The sequence below is a fragment of the Mycobacterium sp. genome, assembly GCF_035506235.1.
In the GTDB taxonomy this organism is placed as follows: domain Bacteria; phylum Actinomycetota; class Actinomycetes; order Mycobacteriales; family Mycobacteriaceae; genus Mycobacterium.
Map to the genome: position 1 here is coordinate 1 of NZ_DATJPU010000228.1, position 9,005 is coordinate 9,005.

Consider the following 9,005-nt stretch of genomic DNA (forward strand, 5'->3'; position numbering starts at 1 on the left):
CCGCTCAACGATCAGTCCGGCCACCTCGCGTCGGCGCTCATCGCCACCGCCGTTGTTCGAGCCACACACCCAGCCACAAGAAGGCCGGCGGCGCCAGAATCGCCCACGCCATCAGCATGACGATGATGATGTTGTGCGCGGTCACGGTTCCTCCGGCTGGCCGGCGCCCGCCGGCGCGAGCTCTGCGTTCTTCACCGTGCTCCCCAATGCGTGGTCGCGTAGCCCCCCGGGCGATCGTCAGTCTTCGCCGGCGCCCGCCCTTGCGCAACTAGTCGTTTCGCGGTCGAGCAACGTCCGCTCAAATGGACCGCCGGGTTGCGGATCCCGGATGTGGGTACTGGTCCAGTTGTCATCCAAGCGGCTGAACTCTTGACCACGCGCGTCGCCCTGCGGTGCCAGTGAGGAAGGACCAGATGCCGGACCGCGATCCCGATGCGACCGACGCGCTGCTGAAAGAACTCCTGTGGACCTACGGACCGTGCGGTCAGGAAGACGAGGTTCGCGCGGTGTGCGCGCGAGCTGGAACCCGTCGTCGACGACATGTGGACCGACGACGCCGGCAACCTGGTCGGCTACATCGGCGCGGACGGCCCACCTGAGAACTCCGACCACCGCCACCGATCGACCGCCGGGCCGGGTGCCGCGACGCGGGTGATGGCGCACATGGACGAGCTGTCCATGCTGGTCAAGCGGATCGAGCCCGACGGATCGTCGTCGACTTCGTGGTGCAGCCCGACGGCCACAGCAACTCGAACGCCGCGAAGATCGGACGTTCCCGGTCGCCGAATTCGGTTACCTGCCTCCTGGCAGCGATGCCCGGTTTCCCGCGGCGACGAAGTGCAAGACACGCTGCGTCTGCTGCCTGATGTCGATCCGAAGGACGAGAACAGGCCCACGAAGGCGTCACGGGCGATGGTATGCGCAAGCCTCAAACTAGTAGTTCGGTTTTCCGCTTGAATTGCGTCAAATAGTATGTAACCTTGCTAGAAGGCGCATAGTCGGTATGGTCGAGCTCGCGGGCCGCTGCCGTAAGGCGGTCCCGGCTCGTGCCGCACCTCGTAAGATTGGCGGCCCAAAGGTGATCCAGGTTTCGTCCTCGACCGCATCGGTTTGCGGCGTTTCGGTGCTCATGCCGAAACCGGGCTCGCGGGTATGCCGCCGCGGCGTCCGAGTGCGGCCGCGGAACTTGCCGCGCGCTCATCGCTCTGGCGTTCACGGACGCCGCATTGCGGCCCCTCCGCAACTGCGATCTGCTCCGCCGCCATTTCGTACCGTGTGGGCGGTGGTCGGCCAGCGATGAACGACAAGCAGGGTGAGTTGGCGGCGCCATTCTCATCGGGGTGGCGTACCGACGACGATGATCTCCCGATCGGTCTTATTGACCTCAAATTAAGCACGCCGCCAATAGACCTCGTCGGCGACACCACCATGTCGCTGCTGCGTACCGAGCAGGGAACGCCCGCGGCCGTCGTGAAGGTGGCCCGCGGCAAGTTGGAAGCGGCAAAACTGTGCGCTCAGCGTCGCGTGCTCGCCGAACTCGCCATCCACCCGCGACTTGACGACGAATGGCGCGAACTGGTGCCGCGGATCCTGGCCTTCGACGACCGTACCGACACGACGGTGTCCGTGGAGTCCTATGGGCCGGGAATCGATCTGGCGGAGGTGCTGGCGCGCCACCCGAACCGTGTCGAAGAGCTGACGGCTGCAGCACTGAGCGCCATCGCGCCGCTGCACCGGCGGACTGCCACCCCCGCCGTCGACAACGTCTACTTGTTGGGGCCACTGGTGGTCGAACCGCTGGTGGCGCTGACGGACATGTGCGGGCGGCTCGATCCCCGTCTGGTTCCCGAGGTGGACCGCCTTGGAAAGGTGCTACGGCGGGCCCTGATCGGCCGGCGCATGCCGGTGAGCTGGACGCACGGCGACTACGTTCCGGGCAACGTTCGGGTGGCCGGCCTGCAGGGCGGCGCGGTCACCGGCATCGTGGACTGGGGCGAAGCGCGCCCGGGCTTGCCGGCGCTCATCGACGAATACCTGATGATCCTGACGGCGAGTTGCCAGGTGGAGCGAGCTGATTTGGGAACAGTCGTCGCTGAGCGACTGTGGGCGGGCGGGCGCCTGTCAGACCGCGAAAGTCATGCGCTGCGTGCCGCACGCGACCAATCGGGCGGCGACATCGGCGGCCGTGAACGCATCCACGAAGGCACCGCGATGCTGCTGACCTGGCTGCACCGCGTAGTCGACTTGTGGCGCAAGCGCACCATCCGTCCAAACCACCACGTCTGGTGGGCAACCAACGTGGCTCCGGTACTTGACGCCGTCGCTGCCTGGCAGGGATTCGATGTTTCAGGCGCGGGCCGGTGCATCGCAAGCGGTCCGCCGACGACCACGTCACCGCCCGTCGAGGATGCCGCACAGGCCCACAAAAATCAGACCGATGGCTAGACCATGCAAAACGGACAACGAACGCTCACAGCGCATCGCCGGCCCGGTGGCCTGGCCGCTGTCGGTGCCGATGTACCCGCGGCGCACCGCGGACCATCGATCATGTTCGAGGGGCCGAGTTCATCGATGGTCGAGGAGGTCGTGGAGGATGACCCGAGCATTGCTGGTCAGCTTGCGTGTCTTGGCGCCCGGCTCACCATTCGTCCAGCCCTGGCTGTCGGCAGCCACCTGGCGAACGTCCCGTGGCCCTGGGGCCTGATCGATTTCGCTGCACGGGCTATGGCGCCCGTGCCGGGCAGTGTTCGCGCCACAATCCGGTTGCCGCATTGCACCGCGCGGTTGGTACGCGCTGCCGGCGTCCTGCCCGCCGACGGCAGCCGGCGCGTCGTGTTGTACATGCACGGTGGCGGCTTCCTGACCTGTGGCGCCAACACCCATGACCGGCTCGTCACCACTTTGTCGAAGTACGCCGATACCCCGGTGCTGGTGGTGAACTACCGGATGATGCCCAAACACTCGATCCGTGAGGCGTTCGATGATTGCTACGACGGCTACCGGTGGCTGCGCGTCCGGGGCTACAAGCCCGACCAGATCGTCTTGGCCGGTGACTCCGCTGGCGGCTACCTGTCACTCACGCTGGCCGAGCGGCTGGTCACTGAAGGCGAGGCGGTCGCGGCCATTGTCTGCATGTCACCGCTGATGCAGATCGCCAAGCGCCCCAGACGGATGCACCCCAACATCCGCAGCGATGCGATGTTCTCCGCCAAAGCATTCGACGCATTTTGCTACCTGATCGCCAAGTCGAGTCAGCGTCACATCGGAGATGGGTGCCCTGAGGAGATTTACGAGCCACTCGATCACATCGACGCCGGTCTGCCCCGCACGTTGATCCATGTATCCGGTTCCGAGGTCCTGCTGGATGACGCCCGGCAGGCTGCGCAGCGGCTGGCTGCAGCGGGCGTACCGGTTCAGCTGCGGGTATGGCCCGGCCAGATGCATGTCTTCCAGATCGCCGCGCCGATGGTGCCGGAGGCCGAACGGTCTTTGCGCCAGATTGGCAATTACATCCGCGAGGCGACCGACCCGTACCACCGCGTGGCGGTCTGTACCGCTCGTCCACCTGGATCTCGCCGCGCTGTGATCGCCGATTCCTCCTTAATTCCGTTGTCGCCGTCCGCAATCCACCGTCGAACTAAAGATTGCTGATCATGCGCACCCTCGTCACCGGCGGTGCCGGATTCATCGGCTCCACCCTCGTCGACCGCCTGCTGGAGGAAGGACACCAGGTGACAGGAGTGGACAACCTCAGCGCCGGTGCCCCCGCCGCCAACCTCGAGTCGGCCCACCGCCACAAAGGCCCCGGTCGCTTCACCCTCGTCGCGATCGATGTCCGAAACCCCGAGCTGTCCGACGTGGTCGAGGACTCCAACCCTGACGTGGTGTTCCATTTGGCCGCTCAAATCGACGTGCGCTGCTCCGTTGATGATCCGCAACACGACGCCCGTAACAACGTGCTGGGCACCGTTAACGTGCTGGAAGCGAGCCGGCGGGCGCGAGTACCGCGGATCGTCTACGCCTCCTCGGGTGGCGCCCGCTACGGTGCGCCTGCCACCTTGCCTGCCACAGAGGACACTCCCGTGGACCCGCTTTCCCCTTACGCGGCGGCGAAGGTGGCCGGAGAGTTGTATATGCGCGCCTACGCCGGCATGTACGGGCTGGCACCGATCTGTCTGGCACTGGCCGATGTCTATGGGCCACGCCAAGTCCCGCACGGGGAAGGTGGCGTGGTCGCGATCTTCGGCAGTGCGATGATCTCTGGCCGTCCTACGACCATCTACGGCGACGGCAGCGCCACCCGCGACTACGTCTACGTCGAAGACGTCGCGACCGCCTTCCTGTGCGCCGCGGAAGCGCCCCTCACCACGACGGGCACCTTCAACGTCGGCACCGGCGTGCAGACGACGGTCACCGAACTGCATGAGCTGATCGCCGGGGCGGTCGGCGTCTCGCGTTCACCCGATCACGCCGAGGCTCGAACCGGCGAGGTCCAGGCGAGCGCATTGGACCCGACCCGGGCGGGTCGGATGCTCGGCTGGAAACCCGACACCGACCTCGCCGAAGGCATCAAGCGCACTGTCGACTGGCTGCGCGGCGTCCTCGACCCCCCAGCGGCCGCAGCGCTCGCCTAGGCCTGAGCGCCAAACGTGACTCGGCGCCATCCACACCGAGCAGCCCGCCGGCCAAGAGAATCAGTTGCGAACCCCCAGCCGGTCGGCCCGTGAGCGCATCTGGATCAAGGCAAGGTCACCATAAGCCGCGCCGTGGAAAATGAATCCCAGCTCATGTCGGGTTTACGGCAGGGTGCTGATTTCGCTGTTTTGATGTATTGATCTTGTGTCGTTGCTACTGTGCCGTCCATGTCGAACGGGCAGTTAGTTGGTGGGAACTCACCCGACCAAACCCACGACGGCGCTCTCACGCAGGGCGATCGGCGTGTGGAGCGGCGGCGTAATGGGAGTTCCGGCGATTCACCGACGGACATCTTGAAGCGGTTGCCCGCGGTGGTGGTGTTGGAGCGGCTTCCCGTTCCCGCGCTCGCTATGGCGCGGGACGGCATCATCTTGTTCGCCAATACGGCATTTGCCGAGATGGTGGGTTACGAGCAGGACGGGTTGGCGGGGTCGGCGTTCCTCGAGATCTTCCATACCGTGCCGGAGGCGCTCTCCGGCGCCGACGCAGTCACGAATCTTGTCGTGGAGCTGCGGCACTGTGAGGGTTGGACGGTGCGGGCCAGGATGAGTAACTCGGCGATGATGCGGCGTGACGATCCGGTCGTTCTGGTCACATTTGACAATTTGACGGAGCAGCTGTGGATTGACCACCACTAGCACGGTTGGTGGGGTCGATTCTTCAACCACGTAGGGATCGAGGCCTTCGCAGAGGTCGCTTTCGGGCTGAGGCCAACCGTGGGGCTAAGCGCCGGTGTGCGCCGAGGCGGGGGCGGCGGTGTCGAAGTCAACTGGCAGCGCTTCGGTACAAACATTTTTCACCGCGAGCGCGTGGCGTCGTTGGATGAATTGGGTGAAGTAGTCGATTCGATCGGGATCGGTGAAGCTGGGTAGCGCCAGCGTCCATGTTTTTTGGAGGTTGCCGAGGTAGTGCTCGGGTTGGTCGAGGTTGCTGGTTCGGCGGATACCCACCCACAGTGCCACCAACATTTTGGCGATGTCTTCGGGATCATGCTGGTCGATGACGTCACCCTCGGTGACCGCGCGCTGGATGAGGGTCGTGAGGAGCTCCATCCTCGATTGCCACAGCGCAGGCGGCAGGGGCGTTGTGTTGTCCAGGGTCTCGAGCAGTCGGATGCCCGCTCGGGCCACGTCGTTTTGGGTGTCTTGAACGGCCAGGAGGAAGACGAGGTCGATCAGTGTTTCCAGTCCCGACATCTCGCGGGCAAGCAACTCGACGACTGCGGCCCGGCTCATTTCGGTGAGGTCGTCGATAATCGCCAAGGCCAGCGCTTGCTTAGAGGAGAAGTGGAAATACATCGCCCCTTTGGTGAGCTCGGCCTCAGCCAGGATGTCCTCGAGGCTGACCATGCTGTACGGGCGGTGGGCGAACTGGTGTGACGCGGCGGCGATGAGGCGATGGCGCGTGGTGTCGGCTCGCCGTTCGCTGGCCTCAGTCATCGCCCCGCCTGTCTGGTCGCAGTCGCCGCGCAGCGGGCCATCCCGTCACGCCAAGACAATTTCCGCCGCCGTGTCAATCCCTCCGATGATAGGGGGCGGTGACCCGCCGCGTGTGCAGACCCGCCCGGCGGTGCTGTGTCCTCGAAGTCTTCCGTGGTCCGCGGCCTGCATCTTGAGTTGACATCCCCGTTTACCCACACGGTGGAGTTTTACTAGAAGACTGCCAATTCGTTAAATATGTGCACAATAGGTATGTACCGCCCTGTACGGGTGCATCATCGGTATCTACATGCACGTCGCGCCTCTGCGGTGACCGCCCGCATCAGCGTCGGCTTGCTTTTTGGAGGAGGAGCATATGACGGTCGTGATCACGCAGCCCCAGATGGCGACGTCTGCGCCATCCACGCCGAATATGCCGTCGACGGCTGGCAGCTCAACCGATTACGCGCCCGACGGCGCTCGTATGGACGGCAGTGCGCGAATTGAGCGGCGGCGCAATGGGCGGCCCGGCGATTCACCGGTGGACATCTTGACGCGGTTGCCTGCGGTGGTGGCGTTGGAGAGGCTCCCGGTCCCTTCGCTCGCGATGGCTCGGGACGGCAGCATCTTGTTTGCCAATTCGGCGTTCGCCGACATGGTCGGTCACGAGCGGGACGGGTTAACGGGGTCGGCGTTTCCTGAGATGTTCCGTACCGTGCCGGCCGCGTTATGCGCGCTCTCCGGCGTCGATGGGTTGGCGAATCTGGTGGTGGAGCTGCGGCATTGCGAGGGTTGGACGGTGCGGGCCAGGATGAGCAAGTCGGCCCTGATGCGGCGCGATGATCCGGTCGTGTTGGTGACGTTTGAGAATTTGACGGACCGGTTCTGGGTGGACGACCACTAGTACGGTTGTGAGCTCAGTCAGTCGGCTCGCCGACCTGGCGGTGGCGAAGGGATTCGCGGTCAAGATACTCCCGAAAATAGGCCAGAGATGTGTCGGCGACGATTGCCGGTAGGAGGAGTTCCAGGGATCGGGTCAGTCGCTTGAGGTGATCGTCGCCGTCTGCTGTCTTGGAGAGCAGCTGGGCCCCAAGCATGGAGTTGAGGATTGATTCGCCAACGCCGTAGGGATCGAGGCCTTCGCGGAGGTCGCCTTCGGCGCTCGCGAGACTGGCTTGTGCCGTCATCGCATCCAACCGGCCGCTCCAGACTTGGGCGGCTGTGCTGTTGAATTCGGCCAGTGCGCGGGTGAGTTGCTCGGCTGTGCGGGCTGTTTTGTCAGAGACAAGGAGGTCAGCCACGATGAAGACGCCGTGGATCATGTTCTCGAGTGCGGGCGAGGGTGATTCGCATACGCGGTGGAACGCGTCGCGGGTCAGGTTGGTGCCCTGTTCGATGATGGCGGTTGCGAGCGCTTCTTTTGAGTCGAAGTGGTGGTAAAGGGCGCCTTTGGTCATTCCCGCCCGCTCGATGACCTCACCTAGTCCCGCGGCCGCATACCCGACCTCGCAGAACACGTCTATCGCGGCACCAAGGATCTTTTGGCGGGTGGTTTCAGACCGAGCTTGAGGCACCATGGTCCCAAGACCTCCGGAGTGCCGTGGACGTGCGGTGGCGCCGTGGCCAATCGGTATCTCTCTCGCTGGCCGCGGGTGAAGGCCAACAGTGCTGGGCTAAGGGGAGGCGGCGGTGGCATGCGGTCATCGTGAGCGCCTGCAGCGAAAACGTTTTCACGCGAGTACGTGACGGCGTTGGATGAATTGGGTGAAGTAGCCGATTCGATCGGGATTGGTGAAGCTGGGTAGTGCCACTATCCACGTTTTCAGGAGGTTGTCGAGGTAAACCTCGGGTTCGTCGAGGTTGCTGGTTCGGCGGATACCCACCCACAGTGCCACCAACATTCTGGCGATGTCTTCGGGCTCGTGCCGGTCGATGACGTCGCCCTCGGCGACTGCTCTTTGGATGAGGGTGGTAACGAACTCAATCCATGATTGCCACAACCCGGGGGGCACGGAGGTTGGGTTGTCCAGGGTGTCGAGCAGTCGGACGCCGGCCCGGGCAACCTCCTGTTGGGTGTCTTGAACGGCTCGGAGATAGACGAGATCGATCAGTGTTTCCAGTCCCGACATCTTGCGGGCAAGCAACTCGATGACTGCTGCCCGGCTCATTTCGGTGAGGTCGTCGACGATCGCCAAGGCCAGCGCTTGCTTAGAGGAGAAGTGGAAATACATCGCCCCTTTGGTGAGTTCGGCCTCTGCCAGGATGTCATCGAGGCTGACGTCGCTGTACGGGCGGTGGGCGAACTGGTGTGATGCGGCGGCGATGAGGCGTTCGCGGGTGGTGTCGGTTCGCCGTCCGCTGGCCTCAGTCATCGGGCCGCCTGTCTGGTCGCGGTTGCCGCGTAACGCGCCATCGGGGCGCGCCATGGCAATTCCGTCAGTCCCTTCGATGGATGCATGACCCGCCGGGTGGGATGACCCGCCGGAGGGCAGCGCTGCGTCCGTCGAGGTGTTCCGTTCGTCTGCGGTCTGGTGTGCACCGATACATCCTGAGTGTAATTTAATTTTGATGGCTCCGAAAGACTGTGAGTGTGTTATTTTCGCTCTAGCCTACCAAATAGTATGTATCCTACGTTTCTAGCTGAATCACCGGTATCTACATACGGTCGCGCCCGGCGCAGCCGTACCCCGGCCGCCCCCAGGTCGGCCTTGCTTCCGTGAGGAGGAGCACATGTCGGTCGTAGCTACGCATCCAGAGATGGTGACGCCTGTGCCGTCCACGTCGAATGGGCGATCGCCCGCGGGGGGTTTATCCGAGTGCCCGCGTGACGGCGCCGGGATGGACGGCAGCGCGCGAATTGAGCGGCGGCGAAATGGGCGGCCCGGCGATTCA

7 protein-coding genes and 2 pseudogenes are annotated in these 9,005 nt (G+C 64.2%); 6 read left to right on the forward strand and 3 right to left on the reverse strand.

The window, feature by feature from the left end; translation table 11 throughout:
* Window positions 1-413 precede the first annotated feature (413 nt).
* The 5 genes and pseudogenes from VMD50_RS20775 to VMD50_RS20795 form a co-directional block, all read left to right on the forward strand.
* Window positions 414-711 (forward strand): annotated as a pseudogene (locus VMD50_RS20775) (peptidase M42); the annotation flags it as partial.
* A 399-nt stretch (window positions 712-1,110) separates the two neighbouring features.
* Complete coding sequence (locus VMD50_RS20780) at window positions 1,111-2,445, forward strand: phosphotransferase family protein (RefSeq protein WP_325430254.1); 1,335 nt, start codon at window positions 1,111-1,113, stop codon at window positions 2,443-2,445.
* Between the two features lie 3 nt (window positions 2,446-2,448).
* Window positions 2,449-3,525: pseudogene (locus tag VMD50_RS20785) on the forward strand (alpha/beta hydrolase fold domain-containing protein); the annotation flags it as partial.
* Between the two features lie 128 nt (window positions 3,526-3,653).
* Window positions 3,654-4,634: an NAD-dependent epimerase/dehydratase family protein gene (locus VMD50_RS20790; RefSeq protein ID WP_325430256.1), complete on the forward strand. Its 981-nt coding sequence runs from the start codon at window positions 3,654-3,656 to the stop codon at window positions 4,632-4,634.
* Between the two features lie 306 nt (window positions 4,635-4,940).
* Window positions 4,941-5,333, forward strand: coding sequence for a PAS domain-containing protein (locus VMD50_RS20795; protein ID WP_325430264.1), 393 nt, complete (start codon window positions 4,941-4,943; stop codon window positions 5,331-5,333).
* Window positions 5,334-5,417: 84 nt separating this feature from the next.
* Here the strand turns inward: VMD50_RS20795 and VMD50_RS20800 are convergent, their stop codons facing one another.
* The gene (locus VMD50_RS20800; protein ID WP_325430258.1) at window positions 5,418-6,134 is read right to left on the reverse strand and encodes a TetR/AcrR family transcriptional regulator; all 717 of its coding nucleotides are present in this window, start codon (window positions 6,132-6,134) and stop codon (window positions 5,418-5,420) included.
* Between the two features lie 520 nt (window positions 6,135-6,654).
* Here VMD50_RS20800 and VMD50_RS20805 point away from each other — a divergent pair.
* Window positions 6,655-7,017 carry a PAS domain-containing protein gene (locus tag VMD50_RS20805; RefSeq protein ID WP_414686133.1) on the forward strand — a complete coding sequence of 121 codons (363 nt, stop codon included), beginning with the start codon at window positions 6,655-6,657 and terminating at the stop codon, window positions 7,015-7,017.
* 13 nt (window positions 7,018-7,030) lie between these two features.
* Here the strand turns inward: VMD50_RS20805 and VMD50_RS20810 are convergent, their stop codons facing one another.
* A complete protein-coding gene (locus VMD50_RS20810) occupies window positions 7,031-7,690 on the reverse strand; it encodes a TetR/AcrR family transcriptional regulator (protein WP_325430260.1) in 660 nt (219 codons plus the stop codon).
* A gap of 153 nt (window positions 7,691-7,843) precedes the next feature.
* Window positions 7,844-8,539: a TetR/AcrR family transcriptional regulator gene (locus tag VMD50_RS20815; protein ID WP_325430262.1), complete on the reverse strand. Its 696-nt coding sequence runs from the start codon at window positions 8,537-8,539 to the stop codon at window positions 7,844-7,846.
* Between the last annotated feature and the right edge of the window lie 466 nt (window positions 8,540-9,005).